This is a genomic window from Erwinia sp. BNK-24-b (assembly GCF_047456155.1).
GTDB lineage: Bacteria > Pseudomonadota > Gammaproteobacteria > Enterobacterales > Enterobacteriaceae > Erwinia > Erwinia phyllosphaerae.
Map to the genome: position 1 here is coordinate 4,103,886 of NZ_CP179901.1, position 17,061 is coordinate 4,120,946.

Consider the following 17,061-nt stretch of genomic DNA (forward strand, 5'->3'; position numbering starts at 1 on the left):
GATTCAGGGATTGTGTTATGAAAACGTTAGGCGAATTTATCGTCGAGAAGCAACACGACTTTCCTCACGCCACAGGTGAGCTGACGGCGCTGATTTCAGCTATCAAGCTGGGCGCAAAAATCATTCACCGCGACATTAACAAAGCGGGCCTGGTCGATATTCTGGGCGCCAGCGGCGTAGAAAACGTTCAGGGCGAACAGCAGATGAAACTCGATCTGTTTGCCAACGAGAAACTGAAGGCCGCACTGAAGGCGCGCGGCATCGTTGCCGGTATCGCCTCTGAAGAAGAAGACGAAATCGTCATTTTCGAAGGCGTGGAAAACGGCAAGTATGTGGTGCTGATGGATCCGCTGGACGGCTCTTCAAACATTGACGTAAACGTTTCCGTAGGCACCATCTTCTCTATCTACCGTCGCATCACGCCGCCGGGCACGCGCGTAACGGAAGAAGATTTCCTGCAGCCGGGCAGCCAGCAGGTCGCTGCGGGCTACGTGGTTTACGGCTCTTCCACCATGCTGGTTTACACTACCGGCTGTGGCGTCCACGCCTTTACCTACGATCCTTCGCTGGGCGTGTTCTGCCTCAGCGCAGAAAAAATGGCGTTCCCGGAAAAGGGTTATACCTATTCCATTAACGAAGGAAACTACATCCGTTTCCCTCAGGGCGTGAAGAAGTACCTGAAATTCTGCCAGGAAGAAGACAAGCTTACCCGTCGTCCTTATACCTCGCGCTATATCGGCTCTCTGGTGGCGGATTTCCATCGCAACCTGCTGAAGGGCGGTATCTATCTCTACCCAAGCACCGCCAGCCATCCACAAGGCAAGCTGCGCCTGCTGTATGAGTGCAACCCGATGGCGTTCCTGGCCGAGCAGGCCGGCGGTAAAGCCAGCGACGGTAAAAACCGTATCCTGGACCTGGTGCCGGAAACGCTGCACCAGCGCTCGCCGTTCTTTGTCGGCAACACCGATATGGTCGACGACACCGAACGTTTCCTGCGCGAATACCCGGACGCTTAAGACAAAATTTCGGTTAAGGGCGATCTCAGCATCGCCCTTTTTTATGGCTTAAAACCCGCTTTTTCTACCGGATTTTATCGCCATAGGCAGCGCATACGCACGCCATACTGGAGCATTCCGAAAGCCCAAAAAGGGGGAATACTTTTATATCCAGTTGGCTATAATGAGCGTCACTTGATTTAAGACGATTAAAGGAATTCACCATGAGTTTAAACCAGGTTCCAGCGGGTAAAGATCTGCCAGAAGATATCTACGTTGTGATCGAAATTCCGGCCAATGCCGATCCGATCAAATATGAAGTAGATAAAGACTCCGGCACGCTGTTTGTAGACCGTTTCATGTCTACCGCCATGTTTTACCCGTGCAACTACGGCTACATCAACCACACCCTGTCTCTGGATGGAGATCCGGTAGACGTGCTGGTGCCGACGCCATACCCACTGCAGCCGGGTTCGGTTATTCGCTGCCGTCCGGTTGGCGTGCTGAAAATGACCGATGAGTCTGGTGAAGATGCCAAGCTGGTGGCGGTTCCGCACACCAAGCTGACTAAAGAATACGATCACATTAAAGATGTGAACGACCTGCCAGAACTGCTGCGCGCACAGATCACCCACTTCTTCGAGCAGTATAAAGCGCTGGAAAAAGGCAAATGGGTTAAAGTGGAAGGCTGGGACAACGCTGAAGCGGCGAAAGCTGAAATCGTTGCCTCTTTCGAACGCGCTAAGAAGTAAGCTTCTGCGCTTTCGGACAGATAAAAAAACACCGCTCAATGAGCGGTGTTTTTATTTATGACTATCTGGAAAAAAAGCATTGTCCATAAGCTGTTCCCAGCTCCACGGCAGCTTCTGTGGAAAATCGCTGGCTTCTGCCCCCGTTTCCCTTGCGGCAGAAAGTAGCACATCCCCCCAAACATCCACCGTCAAATCTGCTAATTCACTTTTCAGACTGGGATTGCGCGCCAGCCGACGGACTATTTTTCTGCGCTGTTCCGCGATTGCCAGCTGCCAGCTGCGTCCCCGATAAGCAGGCTGATATTGCCATTTCAGCAGATGCATAAATAACACCTCAAGGCGCGATTCCAGTTCGCGGCGTTCACTGTTGCCCATGCTTCTGATTTCCTCAAGCAGGTTCCTTGTGTCCAGCTGATCCAGGTTACCCGTTTGCAGTAACCCCGCCTGTTCCAGCGTCCAGCCATAAAAATCACTTTCATATTGAGAAGCCATGGTTTTCTCTGCTAAAGAATCAATATTGATGACAAGAAGTCTGTCAGAGTTTGAAAATGCCGTCAAAATAACGCTTCATTTTTGCGCAGCACGCCGCAGCGGACAGATAAAAAAACACCGCTCAGTGAGCGGTGTTTTTATTTATGGGTTAAGCCGGATCCTGGTCGTCCCGCCGTAGCCAGTCTCCGCTGGTTATACGTTGCTTTCCTTTTACCGAACGTTGATAAACGTAGAGCCAGGCGCTGCCGTAAGGCGTTGGCATCAGCTCACGTTTATACTCGCCGCCTTTGGTTCTGAGCGCATCAAGCTCGCCCAGCGTAGAGGCGTCCACCCGGTAAACTTCACAGTAAACCTGGCCGCTACCCGCAATGACGCCGGGATAGAGGCCCAGATTGTATAGCTCATAGCCGTCGATTTGGTGATCGCCCAGCCACTGCCCGTTGGTCATCCAGTGACTGTTGCCTTGCTTTCGTCTCAGGCTGCCGTAGACAATTATTCGCATTGCTAGAACTCAAACTGATAAAGCACATCGAGGGCCTGGTCAACACCAGACACCGCTTCCAAATAGAGTTTGGGCATCAGGCGATAACGTAGAGTTAACGTCGCCAGTGAATCAAATATGCCGACACCGTATTTTACCTGTAGACCCGGCAGCACGTAGCCGCTGACCTGCACCTGCTGGCTGTCGCCAACGCCTGCCGTATCCAGCGCGAGATTACTTACGCCGAAAGTCTCCCCGATTTTACCCACAACCTGCCCACTTTGTGCAAGCCCTAATCCCACAAGTGCCGAGGTTAATGCGCTACTGTCGCTGCCGGTGGCATCTAAACCCTGTCCGCGCAGCAGATAAGAGAGCGCTTCCTGCTGCGACATGGCCGGGTCGGAGAAGACCTCTGCCTTAGGCTCATCCGCCAGACCGGTCACGCGTACACCAACAGTGACGTCATCTTCCGTCGCTTCCGGGTTACGGATCGCCTCGATATTAAGATAAGGCTGGTCCGCCGGGCCGGAGAACTGCAGCTCGCCTTTGCGCACAATCAGGTCCTGACCATAGGCATGGAAGCGGCCTGAAGGGATATTGATCTGTCCATTCAGCCCCAGCCCGCGCTTATCCTGCGCCAGCTTAAGATCGCCATTCAGTTTGGCTTTCAGACCAAAGGCGCTGAGCCGTACGTCGTCGCCAACGTGGATCACCAGGTTACTGTTGATTGGGATCGACGTGCTTTTCGGCGCAATCGGCTTCAGGTTTTCATCCAGCATGACTTCGTCAGAAGAGACGCCCACCGCGCTTTCCGGAACTTCCTGCACGATAACGCGCGCCCATGGAATATCAACGCGACCATTGAGGTTAAACGCCTCCGGCGTGGCCTCGAACTCCAGATCCGGCGAAACATCCATACGCACCATCGGCGGTACGGTGACGCGGATCTTGCTACCCTTCGCGGCGATACGCGCTCGCCAGGCGTTCAGCTGCGCCCAGTCGGCGTTGCCGTTTAGCGCCAGCTGCCCGTGAGAAGTCTGAATCAGCCCTTCCAGCGTAGAGCTCATGCCGTTAAAGACCATATTGACGTTCGCGCCCGTCAGGTCAACCGGCATAAAGCTGCCGTTAATATCGACGTTTCTCAGGCCGAGCTGGCCGAAAATCTGCGGTTTTTGCAGGCTACCGCCCAGGCGTAGCGCGCTGTTTAACATGCCAGCGGCCTTTTCACCCTTCATCAGCGCCGGATTGATCAGCGCCAGATCGATATTTTTGATATTAACGTTGCCGGAAAGACCGCGTTTAACCTGCGGATCGGTAATCTGCACGTTGCCATCCAGCTGGCCGTTTTTCGCAATGCGGATTAACCAGTCGAGCTGCGCGCGGCCGTTACGCAGCGCGGCATTCAGGTTTAGCGTGTCGAAAGCTATCGGCAGCGTATTGCCATCGACATTCTGCGCCACCTTCACGCCGTTGCCTTTCAGCGAGACGCGACCCTGTGGTAAACCGCCATCCGCCGTCCAGCTGACATCAGCATCGCCGCTGAATACGCCACTGAGCTGCGTATCATCGCCCAGGAAAGGTTTAATCATCGCCAGATCGAAACGGTTCAGCGTGACCTTCGCATGGCCAGCCGGGCCAGCTTCGATAGTTTGCGGTACGCACAGCTCGGCATTGGGGTTTTGCCAACAGTGTGGCCCCACTGAAACCGTCTGGCTGCTGTTAAGGTAGTCGAGCGCGATAGCGCGCGTTAAGCGCCATTCTCCTACCGGCGTGTCAAAGTGCGTGTTATTGAGCGTGCCGCGCCAGCGCTGCTGGCTACGATCGAAGCTGCCGTTCAGCTGTAGCTGACCGGAAACCGGTTTGCCGTTAACCGTCAGCTTCAGCTGATGCGCCTTTTCATCACCGCTGGCGTCCAGATCCAGACGGTTAATTGTCAGTGCATCCTGCTTCACGCCATCAACACGTAGCGACACCTTACCCTGAACCTGTTCGGCTGATTTGACGTCGCCCTGCAACGCCACGCGAGCGATACTCATCGCCTGCCAGCGCAGACCGGTCGCGGTTAAGTCGGCCAGCAGTTGAGGCGCTTTCAAATCTCCACGCGCTTTAACTGTGCCTTTGGCTACGCCGCCGAGGCCCGGCAGCGCGTTATCCAGATGCTGCGCATCGATATTGGCATCCAGCGCCAGCTTGTCGCCCAGCGAGCCTTTCAGGTCGATATTATTACGGCCCAGTACCAGCCTGATGCCGGGAATATCCCACTGGTTATAGCTATTGCCGTAAAGCGAGCCGTCGGCGCTGACCGCATTCTGTTTTACGTTGCCGCGCAGCTTCAGCTCCGGCACGCGCATTTGCCAGCTACCGCCATACAGGCTGCCGCGCGTGGTGATTTTACCGTCCAGCTTCGCTGGCCAGTCCGGATATTGCCGCGCGGTATTGATGCCGGTGAGCTGAAGCTCGCTGCGCCAGCTGATTGCTTTGCTCCAGTCCACCAGCGCGGTGAGCTCGGTGGTGCCTTCCAGCGCCGCCAGCCGTAGCTTATCCAGCGAGAACTGCTCCACGTTGCCTTTGCCGTCCAGCGTCAGCGTGGCTGGCGGAATCGACTGGCCGCGCAGCGCGGTTTTCAGCGACATCACATAGTCCGTCGCCTTGCCTTTAAAGCTGAAGTTCAGGTTATCCGCCTGATACTGCGTTTCGCCGCTTAGCGGCCAGCGCAGCTGCGAGCTTTGCAGCGTCATTGCCAGAGGCAGGCCAGCTTCCGCCAGCTTTGTGTGGGCATCAAGCTGCATGCGTACCGGACCGGAAAGATTCAGCGCCAGATCCAGCTGCTCACGCAGGCCGCCGCCGACGGTCATTTTGATCTTTTCGCCCTTCAGCGGATCGATATTCAGCGAGCTGGTGAGGTTAAAATTAACCGGCCAGTTATCGGCGAGCTGCGCCTGCCCGCTGGCATTGAGCTGTCCCTGTGGCGAATCCACATCCAGCGTCTCAAGATGCAGCAGCCGCGCCTGAGTTTGCGCTTTAACCAGCAGCCGCGTGATGGCGATATCGGTATCGCCGGTAATGCGCAGCTGTTCGCCAAGAATCTGCTGGATATTCACATCCAGCGGCATTTTAAAGTCGGGCAGAGCCGGTAACAGCGGTTTAGCAAACATCGCTTTCAGGGTTTCGCCCAGCGGCGGCTCCTGCGTTTTTGGCTGCTGCACCTTTGGCTGGACGATTTGTTCATCAGCGACTTTAGCCGCCTTCGGTAGCGCAATCAGCAATCCCTGAATGTGGGTCGGCGTTAAGGTTAACGCGCGCTGCTGCCAGCCCAGACCAGAAGTGAAATCCGCCAGCGAAATCGCTGTGTCATCTACTTTGACCGTAACGTTATGCAGCGCCAGATGACGCAAAGTAATGGGATAAGGCGTGCTGAGATCGCCAGAAGAAGCATCGTCTTCTTTGGTATCCGGTGCCGCGGGCGCCATCTTTTTACTGTCCACCACCACGCTAACGTCCCGCAGTGCCAGATCGTTAACGCAGAAGGCGCTGTGCTTCAGGCAGCCCAGATTGAGCGCCAGATGAAATTCGCCGGCGTTGACCGTCACGCCCGGCATCTCATACTGCACGCCCGTCAGCCGCAGATCTCGCCAGCCGCCGTTGACCTGTTTGATAGCCAGCCCCGGCACCCAGCGCGTCGCGCCTTTCAGTACCAGATGCAGGCCGGTCGTCGTACCAATTAAAAATGCCACGCTGCCGAGCAGCACGGCCAGGAAAATCAGGATGCCAATAAGGACCTTTTTCCAGAGCTTCATAGTTCAGGCCCCAAACCGATATAGAACTGTAGATTTCGATTTTCGCTATCGCCAATGGGCCGGGCGATATCCAGCTTGATCGGCCCAACCGGCGACTGCCAGCGCACGCCGAAGCCCGCACCGGTTTTAAAATTGCTTTGGGCGATGTCGTTGACCGCTTCCCCGGAATCGATAAAGACCGCGCCCCACCATTTGCCGGTGACGTTGTACTGGTATTCCACCGAGCCCGTAGCCAGTTTAGAAGCACCGGTCAGCTTGCCATCGTCATCGCGCGGCGAGATGCCTTTATATTTGTAGCCGCGAATGCTGCGATCGCCCCCCGCGAAGAAGCGTAAATCAGGCGGCACGCGGTCGAAATCGCTGGTTTCTATCCAGCCAAGGTTGCCGCGAAAAACAAAGCGATGCTTGTCCGCCAGCGTGCGTATCCAGACGTTCTGCGCCTGAACAACGGCAAAGTCGATGTCCGAGCCCCAGGTGGTATCGGAAACGTCCAGCGAGTAGCGCTGAGAATCGCCCCATGTCGGCATCAGGCCGCCGCGCGAACGCGTACGATTGACGCTGACGCCGGGGTAAATCAGCATGGTGGTATTGGTCACGTTGCCCTGGGTAAAGTGATCCAGGCTCCAGTGCAGGTTAACGGCGCGCTGCCAGCCCGTAGACGATTCCCAGTAGCGCGAGGCGGCCAGCGTAGTCGAATCGGATTTGGTATCGTTCAGATCCGTTCTCTTCAGGCCGCCCTGCAGCAGGTAATACTGCTCTACCGGATTTTTTAGTAGCGGAATTTTATAGCTGAAATCAAGCTGCTGCTCCGGCGCGGAAATATTCGCGCTGGTGGTAAAGCTATGGCCGTAAGAGTTAACCCACGGCCTTTTCCAGGTGGCTTTGACTCTTGGCCCGACGTCTGTGGAATAACCCACACCGGTTTCAATGGTGTTTTCGGTGCGCGGACTGACTACGCCGTGCAGCGGTAAAATTTTGTCTTTACGGCCCTTATCAAACTGCGGAGCAACGACCACGGAGTTAAACCAGCCGGTAGCGGAAAGGCGACGGTTCAGCTCGGCCAGATCGCGCGAGTTGTAGTAATCACCCTTTTTAAACGGCACCAGGTTTTGCAGATACTCTTCGCGGATTTGCGATCCTTCAAAGCTTACATCGCCAAAGCGATAGCGCTGGCCGCTGTCATAATCGATGTCCCAAAAGGCTTGGTGCCGCGCGACGGAGACGCCCAGCTGGCTTTTGCGGTAGTCGCCGTCGAAGTAGCCTTTACGCAATGCCAGATTGCCTAACGAGCTTTTAAAGCTGTCATAGTCGCTGTGGTTAAGCACGCCGCCAATTTTGCCTTTCCCTTTGCTGAGCAACTGCTGGTAATCTTCGTCAGTGCGGGCTTCGCCACGAATAATGACCGTTTCGCCCGCGAGCTTGACCGGCTGGCCCGGCGTGACTTTAGTCAGCAGGACCGGACGTTTTCCGCCCGCAGGCGGCGGCTGCAGCTCAAACTCAATCTCCGGCTCGTAGTAGCCCAGCGCCTTGAGTCCCTCTTTTATCGCTTCGCTTACGCGCGCGCGAAAGCGGCCATCGGCAGAGATCTCCTCGCTGGAGATAGTCGACAGCCTGGCACGCACGTTTTTTTGTAATTCCCCGGATAAGCCAGTGACCTGCAAGCGCACCGTAGCCGCCTGAGCGACGGGTGCGGCAGCGATCAGACATAACATGCAATAGACATGAATTCGTGGCACGCTAACTCCTGATTTTGTTGCCAGCCCAGATTCCAGATGGGCACAACCGCTAAATAAAGGGTGAAATGGCCCGCTTAAGCATGGCAATATTTTGCGGGCTCAGAGGCTCTTTTTCTTCGAAAAGCCAAATTTTGCGTTATTGTGTGCAAAGAATCGCCAGGTTACAACCGGGGATCGTGAAGGAATGGCCTGTCGCGAGCGGGATTGGCCGTATACTCGGATAAATCTTACCTCCCTTAACCTGCGGTCCCTCTTACAGCGCCGCAATTGTAAGCAATCCTCACCACGGTTATAATCCACTGCGAAGGCCGCGCTGCGGCCCGATAACGTAATTCTGCCCTTCCAGTGGTGCAGACATTTTTGGCACGGATAGCGTTATTCAACAGTACAGGATGTGCGCTACGCGCTGCCCAGGCCAAAAATGACAGGTATTCAACTCAAGGCCTGCTTCAGCGCCTTTTTAGCAAAAGCGACTGACCCGGCCACTTAACGGATGTTCTATGTTAGACAGCTTGCTTGTCATCTTAATGCTGATTGCGATCAGCTCGTTTTTTCTCTTTCAGAAATCTCTCTGGCGGCTTCACGCAAAATTAAACTCAAGCTGCTGGCGGACGACGGCAATATCAACGCCCAACGGGTATTGAAGATGCAGGAAACGCCCGGCATGTTTTTTACCGTGGTGCAGATTGGCCTTAACGCCGTGGCTATCCTTGGCGGTATTGTGGGCGACTCTGCCTTTTCACCGGTTTTCCGTACGCTTTTCGATCGCGTAGCCAGCCCGGAGCTGGCAGAACAGCTCAGCTTTATCGCTTCCTTTACGCTGGTAACCAGCCTGTTTATCCTTTTCGCCGACCTTTTTCCCAAGCGGCTGGGGATGATTGCGCCGGAAGTTATTGCGCTAAAAATTATTAATCCAATGCGGCTGTGCCTGTTTATCTTTCGCCCGCTGGTCTGGTTCTTTAACGGTGGCGCCAATATCATTTTCCGCCTGTTTAAAATTCCGCTGGTGCGCAAAGACGATATTACTTCCGATGACATTTATGCGGTCGTAGAAGCGGGCGCGCTGGCTGGCGTACTGCGCAAGCAGGAACATGAGCTGATTGAAAACGTGTTTGAGCTGGAATCGCGCACCGTGCCCTCCTCTATGACCTCGCGTGAAAACGTAGTGTGGTTTAACCTGCACGAAGAAGAAGCCAGCCTGAAGGAAAAAATCGCTAACCATCCTCATTCCAAGTTTCTGGTCTGTAATGATGATATCGATCACATTGTCGGCTATGTGGATTCCAAAGAGCTGCTGCTGCGCGTGCTGGGCAACCAGAGTATGGCGCTCAACAGCGGCGTGCAGATCCGTTCAGCGCTTATCGTGCCGGATACGCTGACGCTTTCGGAAGCGCTGGAAAGCTTTAAAACCGCCGGGGAAGACTTTGCGGTGATCATGAACGAATATGCGCTGGTAGTAGGGATTATCACGCTGAACGACGTGATGACCACGCTGATGGGCGATCTGGTCGGTCAGGGTATGGAAGAGCAGATTGTCGCGCGCGACGAAAACTCCTGGCTGGTCGAAGGCGGTACGCCAATTGATGACGTGATGCGCGTGCTGGATATTGATGAATTCCCGCAGTCCGGCAACTACGAAACCATCGGCGGCTTTATGATGTATATGCTGAGAAAAATCCCTAAGCGCACCGACTTCGTGAAGTTTCACGGCTACAAGTTTGAGGTGGTGGATATCGACAGCTACCGTATCGATCAGCTACTGGTGACGCGAATTGATGAGGCCCGCACCAGCGCGACGGCGGTGCTGAGCAAAATAGTCGAAGAATAAAAACAGAAAAGGCGCGAATATCGCGCCTTCTTCTTATGCCTTCCAGCCTTGCGGCTGTCTCACTGGCGTTAGTTGAACTCGGTCTGCAGCCGCAGAACCTGACGGTTCACTTCTGACATCACGCTGTAGTGCTGCTTATCTTTAATGCGTGGGATCAGGATTTTGCCCTTATCAAATTCAAATGCGCCTACGTCTTTAATATAAATTCTGCCTCGAAACAGGGTTTTGACGTATTTAGCTACCTGCAGCGGATTATATCGCTGGAAAATCTTCATGTTACTACTCCTGAAAGATAATACGTGCTGTGTCGTGTCCAGGCTCGGTACGAATCTTTGCAGCACAAAGTGGGTACACTATAGACCAGGTTTCACTTCCAATATTCCGAAAGCTGACTTTTTTTACTGTTTTTACACATCATGACAGTAGGCTCTGTCAGCTTGTGGCGTTGAGGCAGTATAAACCTTCAAGCATGTCGGAATTGTGCGTTGTGTTGCAAAGATGTTGTATCCCGGCGACAGACGCATCATCCACGTTTATTATTGCAGGAACATGACTACTCATTCCGGCATTAAAATTATGTTTGTTCGTCTTCTGCTAACGCTGTTTATCCTCTTCCCGCTGCTCGCCAGCGCCCATAATCTGGTTACCGGACAGCGCGTGCCGCCCGTAGGTATAGCCGACAGGGGCGAACTGCGCTATCAGCAGGATGAATTTAGTTACCAGAACTGGAACAGCGCGGCGCTGCCCGGGAAGGTCAGGATTGTTCAACACATCGCTGGCCGCGCCTCGGCTAAAGAAAAGAACGCGGCGCTGATCGAGGCGATTACCGCCGCCCACTTTCCTCGCGACCGTTATCAAACCACCACGCTGATTAATACCGATGATGCGATTCCCGGCACCAGCATGTTTGTACGCAACAGTATCCGTACCGGCAAAAAACAGTATCCGTGGTCGCAATTTATTATCGACAGCAACGGCATCGCTAAAAAAGCGTGGCAGTTAGAGGATGAAGGGTCGGCTATTATCGTGCTGGATAAAACGGGGCGAGTGCGTTTTGTCAAAGATGGGGCGCTGACGCAGCAGGAAATACCGCAGGTTATTGAGCTGGTACGTACGCTGCTGCGTTAGTTTTTTGCCGTGGAGGCAAACTCGCCTCCACTAAAAGCGGCTAGAAGATCGACACGCGAAAGCCAGGATTCAGAAAAGCTTCGCGCGGGGCATAGTCGAGCGTTTTACCCTGCCAGTCGTGTACGTGTGCGCCAGCCGCAATCGCCACCGCATGGCCTGCGCCAGTATCCCAGATGTTAGTTGGCCCAAAACGCGGATAGAGCTGCGCTTTGCCTTCGGCCACCAGGCAAAACTTCAGCGAAGAGCCAATAGCAATGGTCTGGTGCTCGCCCAGCTGGTTCAGATAGTCTTCCAGCTCGGTATCGCTGTGAGAACGGCTTACTACGACCAGCGGCGGACGAGCTTCGCGCACGTGGATCTGATTTTTCACCCCGCCCTCTTCTTTCCACGCCTTACCTTCAGCGGCAGAGTACATCACGTCCATCACCGGCGCATAAACCACGCCCAGCACCGGCTTGCCGTTTTCAATCAGCGCGATGTTAACGGTAAACTCACCGTTACGCTTGATGAACTCTTTGGTGCCGTCCAGCGGATCAACCAGCCAGTAGCGCTGCCAGTGCTGGCGAATTTCCCAGCCTGGCGGATCCTCTTCCGACAGAACCGGAATATCCGGCGTCAGTTCACCAAGCCCCTGCAGAATAATTTTGTGTGCGGCAATATCCGCAGCGGTTACCGGAGAGTCATCCGATTTCTTTTCGATGTCCAGCGGCGTCTGGCTATTGTAGATCTGCATAATAGCGGCACCCGCATCGCGTGCCAGCTGACATATAGGGTTTAACATTTTTCACCTCTTTATTAGCGTTGGCCGTCGGCGGTCGATCGCTGCACGTCTTTACGCCAGTACTCAGTATGATCTTAGCCTGGTGCCGCAGGCTGACCTAACCGCAATCCGTCAGGGCTTAATTATCAATAGCATAATTTATTTTATGCCGCAGGAGCTGCTGTTTTTCCACTAAATCTGGCCGCTCGTCGTCCTGAAGGCTTCGCCATCAGCGGCATATCGTCACTATAAGAGAAAAATATTTGTCGCTGGTCACATATCTGTGAGACAGAAGGTATTAGTTTTATGAAACTTTGCGACGTTATGGACTGAATACACCCAATCAAGGAGAAGAGATGAGCAAACACATTGTGACGCTGGGCGCTCTACTGGTAAGCAGCGTTCTGCATGCCGCCACGCTGGATTTCCGTCTGTTGGAAACGACCGATCTACACAGCAATATGATGGACTATGACTATTACAAAGACAGCGCCACCGAAAAATTTGGCCTGGTGCGCACGGCGACGCTGATTAAAGCGGCTCGCGGCGAGGTGGCCAACAGCGTGCTGGTTGATAATGGCGACATCATTCAGGGCAGCCCGCTTGGCGATTACGCCGCCGCTAAAGGATTGCAGCAGGGTGAGGTTCATCCGGTTTACAAGGCGATGAATACGCTGGATTACACCGTGGGTAACCTGGGCAACCATGAATTCAACTACGGCCTGGACTATCTGCATAAAGCCATTAGCGGCGCCAGGTTTCCCTATATCAACGCGAATATCATTGATACCCATACGGGAAAACCGATGTTTACACCTTTCCTGATCAAGGCCGTGGAAGTAACCGATCGGGAAGGAAAAACGCACCAGCTCAAGGTTGGCTATATCGGTTTTGTGCCGCCGCAGATCCTGACGTGGGATAAAAAAAATCTTAGCGGCAAAGTTACCGTGGAAGATATTACCGAAACCGCACGCAAATGGGTGCCGGAAATGCGTAAACAGGGTGCCGATCTGATTGTGGCCATCCCGCATTCTGGCCTTTCCAGCGAACCCTGGCACGCCATGGCGGAAAACTCCGTTTACTACCTGAGCCAGGTGGCGGGGATAGACGCTATCCTGTTTGGTCACGCTCACGCGGTTTTCCCAGGCAAGGATTTTGCCGCCATCAAAGGCGCTGATATTGCCAAAGGAACGCTGAACGGCATTCCTGCGGTGATGCCGGGTATGTGGGGCGACCATCTTGGCGTAGTCGATCTGGTGTTAAATAATGATTCAGGGCGCTGGCAGGTTATCGACGCCACGGCGCAGGCGCGTCCGATTTACGATACGGCCGCCAAAAAATCACTGGCGGCCGAAGACAGCGCGATACTGAAGGTCATGGAGCCGGACCACAAAGCCACGCGCGATTTTGTCAGTAAACCCATCGGCAAATCGGCTGACGTGATGTACAGCTATTTATCACTGGTTCAGGACGACCCGACGGTGCAGATAGTCAATAACGCCCAGCGGGATTACGTGGAGCGCTTTATTCAGGGCGATCCGGATCTGGCGCGGCTGCCCGTGCTGTCCGCTGCCGCGCCTTTTAAAGCGGGCGGCCGTAAGAACGATCCTGCCAGCTATGTGGAAGTTGAAAAAGGCCAGCTGACGTTCCGTAACGCAGCGGATCTCTACCTTTATCCTAATACGCTGGTGGCCATGAAGGTTAGCGGTAAAGAAGTTAAAGAGTGGCTGGAGTGCTCGGCCGGGCAGTACAACCAGATAGATCCGGCCAGCGCTAAGCCGCAGTCGCTGATTAACTGGGATTTCCGCACTTATAATTTTGACGTGATTGATGGCGTTAACTATCAGATTGACGTTACACAGCCTGCGCGCTACGACGCTGAATGCCAGCTGATTAACGCCAACGCTTCGCGTATCCGCGATCTGACGTGGCAAGGAAAGCCGATTGCTGAAGACGCTGTTTTTCTGGTAGCAACCAATAACTATCGGGCCTACAGCGGTAAATTCGCCGGGACGGGAGAAAAGCATGTGGCTTTTGCTGCTCCGGATGAAAACCGCGCTATTGTCGCCGCCTATATCGAATCCCAAACGAAAAAGTTTGGCAAAGTTAATCCGCAGGCTGATAAAAACTGGCGGCTGGCAAAAATTCACGGCCAGACTCCTCTGGATATCAGGTTTGAAACTTCGCCTTCGGAAAAAGCAGAAAACTTTATAAAAGAACGAGCGGATTATCCGCTGAAAAAAACCGGAAGTGACGATATTGGTTTCGCTATTTACCAGATTAACCTGCATCAATAAGCAGTAAAAAAAGCCAGCATTTAACATGCTGGCTTACCTACATAGTTTAAAGGCGCTGGAATATAGTTCTCATACGGCACAAGCCGCATTGCTATCTTTCTTTATATCGTCTAAGGCGCCTGATAAGCTTATTTTTACGTTTTATCTGCATTGTCCAATAAAGAAGCCATGCAAAACGTCAGCTTAAATATTTTTACTGTGATTTATAAATTAGAGCTTAGTGTCAGAGCTGGAAAAAAACGAGGTAATCGCGCCAACCATATCAGAAACACTGGTATGGAGATTGTCCATCGCATCGCTGAAGTTCAACTCAAAAAATTGCCCGATACCTTTGCCCATTTGCGCAGAGATGCTGGCAAAAGTCGTTGTTTTACCGAATAAAGCTGCGGCTGAATCAACAACATTACCAATGGCGTTGCCAATGCCAGCAGACATATCGGCAATAATACCTGCACCTGAAACGGCTTCTACTTCTGAGGTTTTTAATTCACGCATGATAAACTCCTTGTAATTGATAAAAGATCTAATTAAACGCTATATCATTCATAGGATTTAATTGACTCATATAACTCTTTATTAGTCCATAAAGAGTGTGACTTAAGCCACGGAAGGGAGGTTAGGGCATATTTTAAAATAAGTCAACCATGAAAATTAAACAGGTGAATTAATTACAGAAAGGAATGAATATAAATTTCTCTCTTTAAAGATAATTATTAAATTAATCTATTTTGATATTTCTATTTAAGTACGGCCATTATAAATAGCGGTGACAACACAGTGTTAGTGCGTTGCCACTACTTTTAACCAATCAATTGAGATTAGTTAACCCTATAATACAAAATTATAAAATTTCTAACAGCTCGACTTCAAATACCAGCGTGCTGAATGGCGGAATAGAGGCGCCCGCACCGCGCTCGCCGTAGGCCAGGTTTTGTGGGATCACCAGCTGCCATTTGGAGCCTACCGGCATCAGCGTCAGCGCTTCAATCCAGCCAGGGATCACGCCGCTTACCGGGAATTCTGCCGGTTCGCCGCGCGCAACGGAGCTGTCGAAAACGCTGCCGTCAATCAGTTTGCCAGTATAGTGAACGCGTACGCGGTCCTGACGAGACGGGATAGCGCCGTCGCCCTGCTTGATAACGCTGAACTGCAGGCCAGATTCGGTGCTGTTCACGCCTTCGCGCTGGCCGTTCTCTTCCAGAAATTTCTGGCCTTCCGCAGCCATCGCCTGCTGACGCTCGCGACGAACGCCGTCGGCACGCTCATGCACTTCACGCAGCGCGCGATGTACCACATCTACAGGCACGGCCGGGGAATTCCCTTCCAGCGCATCACGCAGGCCCGCCAGCAATGCTTCTGGCTGCAAACCTTGCAGACCAGACTCCAGCAGCTGCTGGCCAACCTGTAAACCGATACCGTAACTTGCTTGCGCTTCTACGCTGTCTAAAGAAGGGGTAGTCATGGATTTTCCTTTACGAGTAATAAAACTGAGGACGAAGCATAACAGCGCAGGCTACGAGGGTAAAACACCATCTTCTTCAGGTGACATTTCGGCGTGAAAAGGAAACAATATCGCTGTTCCATTAATGGCATACAGGCCGGACGGAACGCGCGCTATCAGCTATATTTCAGTAGAGGTCAACATGGGCCATATTGCCCGCAGACGAAGGAAACGCCGGCCGCTTTCGGCTTTTTTTAAGCGGTATTTTTCATTCGCGCGAGGATCGCGCAAGGAGGACGATGCCATGTCCAAATCCAAAGCGACTTCACCATCGCGCTGGCACCAGCTCTGGCAGCTGGCTGACTCAGCACGCTGGATGGATCCGCTACCGCCCTTCCATCGTCGTGGCATTATCATTGCCGGGGCGCTGGTTTTACTGGCCTTTCTCTGGCCGTCGCCTTCACCACAGCAGTCGCCGCAGCCGGCCAACGTGGAGCGAACGACGACGGATGTGCCGCTGCAGGCCGAACTTGAGCCTGCCAACAAGGCAGCGCCGGTAAAAGGAGATTCACAGGGCGCGTGGCTTAACTACCAGATTGCAGCCGGGCAAACGCTGGCGCAGCTGTTCCGCGACCAAAATCTGCCGGTGAATGATGTGTTCGCGATGGCTCGCGTGGAAGGAAACGATAAGCCACTGAGTAACTTACAGGCTGGTCAGGCGGTACGTATCCGCCAGAACTCGCACGGTGTTGTCACCGGTCTGGCCGTTACGACAGAGGGAGGGGAAATTCTGTTTACTCGTCAGCCGGATGGCTCTTTTCTGCGGATCCAGTAATCTGCAAAAACAAAAACGCCGGCACAGGGCCGGCGTTTTCAGGCAGTAGCGAAGCGATTAAGCTTCAGCTACCACGTTTACAGTTACTTTAGCGAATACTTCGCTGTGAACCTGGAAGTCCACTTCGTGCTCACCGGTGGTGCGCAGAACGCCGTTCGGCAGGCGAACTTCGCTCTTGGCCACTTCAACGCCAGCTGCAGTTACAGCGTCAGCGATGTCGCGAGTACCGATGGAACCGAACAGTTTACCTTCGTCGCCTGCTTTAGACGCGATGGTAACGGTGCCCAGTGCGTTGATTTTCTCAGCGCGAGCGTTAGCAGCGGACAGAACGTCAGCCAGTTTGGCTTCCAGCTCTGCACGACGCGTTTCGAAGAACTCAACGTTTTTCTTGGTAGCAGGAACAGCTTTGCCCTGTGGTACCAGGAAGTTACGAGCGTAGCCCGCTTTAACGTTTACCTGATCGCCCAGGCTGCCCAGGTTTGCTACTTTATCAAGCAGAATAACTTGCATTACCTTATC

At 53.3% G+C, this 17,061-nt stretch carries 14 protein-coding genes and 1 pseudogene; 6 read left to right on the forward strand and 9 right to left on the reverse strand.

Features of this window, described 5'->3' with window-relative positions; genetic code table 11:
- The first annotated feature begins 17 nt into the window (after positions 1-17).
- A complete protein-coding gene (fbp, locus tag ACMGGR_RS18995) occupies positions 18-1,016 on the forward strand; it encodes a class 1 fructose-bisphosphatase (protein ID WP_246760842.1) in 999 nt (332 codons plus the stop codon).
- A 203-nt stretch (positions 1,017-1,219) separates the two neighbouring features.
- Positions 1,220-1,747 carry an inorganic diphosphatase gene (ppa, locus tag ACMGGR_RS19000; protein ID WP_147194572.1) on the forward strand — a complete coding sequence of 176 codons (528 nt, stop codon included), beginning with the start codon at positions 1,220-1,222 and terminating at the stop codon, positions 1,745-1,747.
- Between the two features lie 51 nt (positions 1,748-1,798).
- Here the strand turns inward: ppa and ACMGGR_RS19005 are convergent, their stop codons facing one another.
- From ACMGGR_RS19005 to tamA, 4 genes are all read right to left on the reverse strand, one after another.
- Complete coding sequence (locus ACMGGR_RS19005) at positions 1,799-2,239, reverse strand: DUF29 domain-containing protein (RefSeq protein ID WP_414147610.1); 441 nt, start codon at positions 2,237-2,239, stop codon at positions 1,799-1,801.
- Positions 2,240-2,387: 148 nt separating this feature from the next.
- A complete protein-coding gene (locus ACMGGR_RS19010) occupies positions 2,388-2,741 on the reverse strand; it encodes a gamma-glutamylcyclotransferase (protein ID WP_246760840.1) in 354 nt (117 codons plus the stop codon).
- A 2-nt stretch (positions 2,742-2,743) separates the two neighbouring features.
- On the reverse strand, positions 2,744-6,517 hold the full coding sequence (gene tamB / locus ACMGGR_RS19015; protein WP_414147611.1) for an autotransporter assembly complex protein TamB: 3,774 nt from the start codon (positions 6,515-6,517) through the stop codon (positions 2,744-2,746).
- Positions 6,514-8,253: an autotransporter assembly complex protein TamA gene (gene tamA, locus ACMGGR_RS19020; RefSeq protein ID WP_414147612.1), complete on the reverse strand. Its 1,740-nt coding sequence runs from the start codon at positions 8,251-8,253 to the stop codon at positions 6,514-6,516. Before tamA ends, tamB begins: the two co-directional genes overlap by 4 nt.
- A 500-nt stretch (positions 8,254-8,753) precedes the next feature.
- Here tamA and ACMGGR_RS19025 point away from each other — a divergent pair.
- A pseudogene (locus tag ACMGGR_RS19025) lies at positions 8,754-10,081 on the forward strand (hemolysin family protein).
- Between the two features lie 68 nt (positions 10,082-10,149).
- On the opposite strand, the gene ACMGGR_RS19030 reads toward ACMGGR_RS19025, so the two are convergent.
- Entirely contained in the window at positions 10,150-10,356 is a 207-nt protein-coding gene (locus tag ACMGGR_RS19030) for a DUF1107 domain-containing protein (protein WP_246760837.1), read from the reverse strand.
- A 301-nt stretch (positions 10,357-10,657) separates the two neighbouring features.
- Here ACMGGR_RS19030 and ACMGGR_RS19035 point away from each other — a divergent pair, with 301 nt between their 5' ends.
- Positions 10,658-11,209 carry a YtfJ family protein gene (locus tag ACMGGR_RS19035; RefSeq protein WP_246761018.1) on the forward strand — a complete coding sequence of 184 codons (552 nt, stop codon included), beginning with the start codon at positions 10,658-10,660 and terminating at the stop codon, positions 11,207-11,209.
- Positions 11,210-11,249: 40 nt separating this feature from the next.
- Here ACMGGR_RS19035 and cysQ read toward each other — a convergent pair whose 3' ends face one another.
- The gene (gene cysQ / locus ACMGGR_RS19040) at positions 11,250-11,990 is read right to left on the reverse strand and encodes a 3'(2'),5'-bisphosphate nucleotidase CysQ (RefSeq protein WP_246760836.1); all 741 of its coding nucleotides are present in this window, start codon (positions 11,988-11,990) and stop codon (positions 11,250-11,252) included.
- Positions 11,991-12,325: 335 nt separating this feature from the next.
- Here cysQ and ACMGGR_RS19045 point away from each other — a divergent pair, with 335 nt between their 5' ends.
- Positions 12,326-14,266: a bifunctional 2',3'-cyclic-nucleotide 2'-phosphodiesterase/3'-nucleotidase gene (locus tag ACMGGR_RS19045; protein ID WP_414147613.1), complete on the forward strand. Its 1,941-nt coding sequence runs from the start codon at positions 12,326-12,328 to the stop codon at positions 14,264-14,266.
- Positions 14,267-14,476: 210 nt separating this feature from the next.
- Here ACMGGR_RS19045 and ACMGGR_RS19050 read toward each other — a convergent pair whose 3' ends face one another.
- The gene (locus ACMGGR_RS19050; RefSeq protein WP_246760834.1) at positions 14,477-14,761 is read right to left on the reverse strand and encodes a hypothetical protein; all 285 of its coding nucleotides are present in this window, start codon (positions 14,759-14,761) and stop codon (positions 14,477-14,479) included.
- A 346-nt stretch (positions 14,762-15,107) separates the two neighbouring features.
- Positions 15,108-15,728, reverse strand: coding sequence for an FKBP-type peptidyl-prolyl cis-trans isomerase (gene fklB / locus ACMGGR_RS19055; RefSeq protein WP_246760833.1), 621 nt, complete (start codon positions 15,726-15,728; stop codon positions 15,108-15,110).
- A 283-nt stretch (positions 15,729-16,011) separates the two neighbouring features.
- Between fklB and ACMGGR_RS19060 the strand changes: the two genes are divergently transcribed.
- On the forward strand, positions 16,012-16,542 hold the full coding sequence (locus tag ACMGGR_RS19060; protein ID WP_414147614.1) for a LysM-like peptidoglycan-binding domain-containing protein: 531 nt from the start codon (positions 16,012-16,014) through the stop codon (positions 16,540-16,542).
- 57 nt (positions 16,543-16,599) lie between these two features.
- On the opposite strand, the gene rplI is transcribed toward ACMGGR_RS19060, so the two are convergent.
- A complete protein-coding gene (gene rplI, locus ACMGGR_RS19065) occupies positions 16,600-17,052 on the reverse strand; it encodes a 50S ribosomal protein L9 (RefSeq protein WP_246760831.1) in 453 nt (150 codons plus the stop codon).
- Between the last annotated feature and the right edge of the window lie 9 nt (positions 17,053-17,061).

Bases quoted from the DNA above. Each gene is read 5' to 3' on its own strand.
- fbp (WP_246760842.1), top strand. From the start codon at position 18: ATGAAAACGTTAGGCGAATTTATCGTCGAGAAGCAACACGACTTTCCT.
- ppa (WP_147194572.1), top strand. From the start codon at position 1,220: ATGAGTTTAAACCAGGTTCCAGCGGGTAAAGATCTGCCAGAAGATATC.
- ACMGGR_RS19005 (WP_414147610.1), bottom strand. From the start codon at position 2,239: ATGGCTTCTCAATATGAAAGTGATTTTTATGGCTGGACGCTGGAACAG.
- ACMGGR_RS19010 (WP_246760840.1), bottom strand. From the start codon at position 2,741: ATGCGAATAATTGTCTACGGCAGCCTGAGACGAAAGCAAGGCAACAGT.
- tamB (WP_414147611.1), bottom strand. From the start codon at position 6,517: ATGAAGCTCTGGAAAAAGGTCCTTATTGGCATCCTGATTTTCCTGGCC.
- ACMGGR_RS19030 (WP_246760837.1), bottom strand. From the start codon at position 10,356: ATGAAGATTTTCCAGCGATATAATCCGCTGCAGGTAGCTAAATACGTC.
- ACMGGR_RS19035 (WP_246761018.1), top strand. From the start codon at position 10,658: ATGTTTGTTCGTCTTCTGCTAACGCTGTTTATCCTCTTCCCGCTGCTC.
- cysQ (WP_246760836.1), bottom strand. From the start codon at position 11,990: ATGTTAAACCCTATATGTCAGCTGGCACGCGATGCGGGTGCCGCTATT.
- ACMGGR_RS19045 (WP_414147613.1), top strand. From the start codon at position 12,326: ATGAGCAAACACATTGTGACGCTGGGCGCTCTACTGGTAAGCAGCGTT.
- ACMGGR_RS19050 (WP_246760834.1), bottom strand. From the start codon at position 14,761: ATGCGTGAATTAAAAACCTCAGAAGTAGAAGCCGTTTCAGGTGCAGGT.
- fklB (WP_246760833.1), bottom strand. From the start codon at position 15,728: ATGACTACCCCTTCTTTAGACAGCGTAGAAGCGCAAGCAAGTTACGGT.
- ACMGGR_RS19060 (WP_414147614.1), top strand. From the start codon at position 16,012: ATGTCCAAATCCAAAGCGACTTCACCATCGCGCTGGCACCAGCTCTGG.
- rplI (WP_246760831.1), bottom strand. From the start codon at position 17,052: ATGCAAGTTATTCTGCTTGATAAAGTAGCAAACCTGGGCAGCCTGGGC.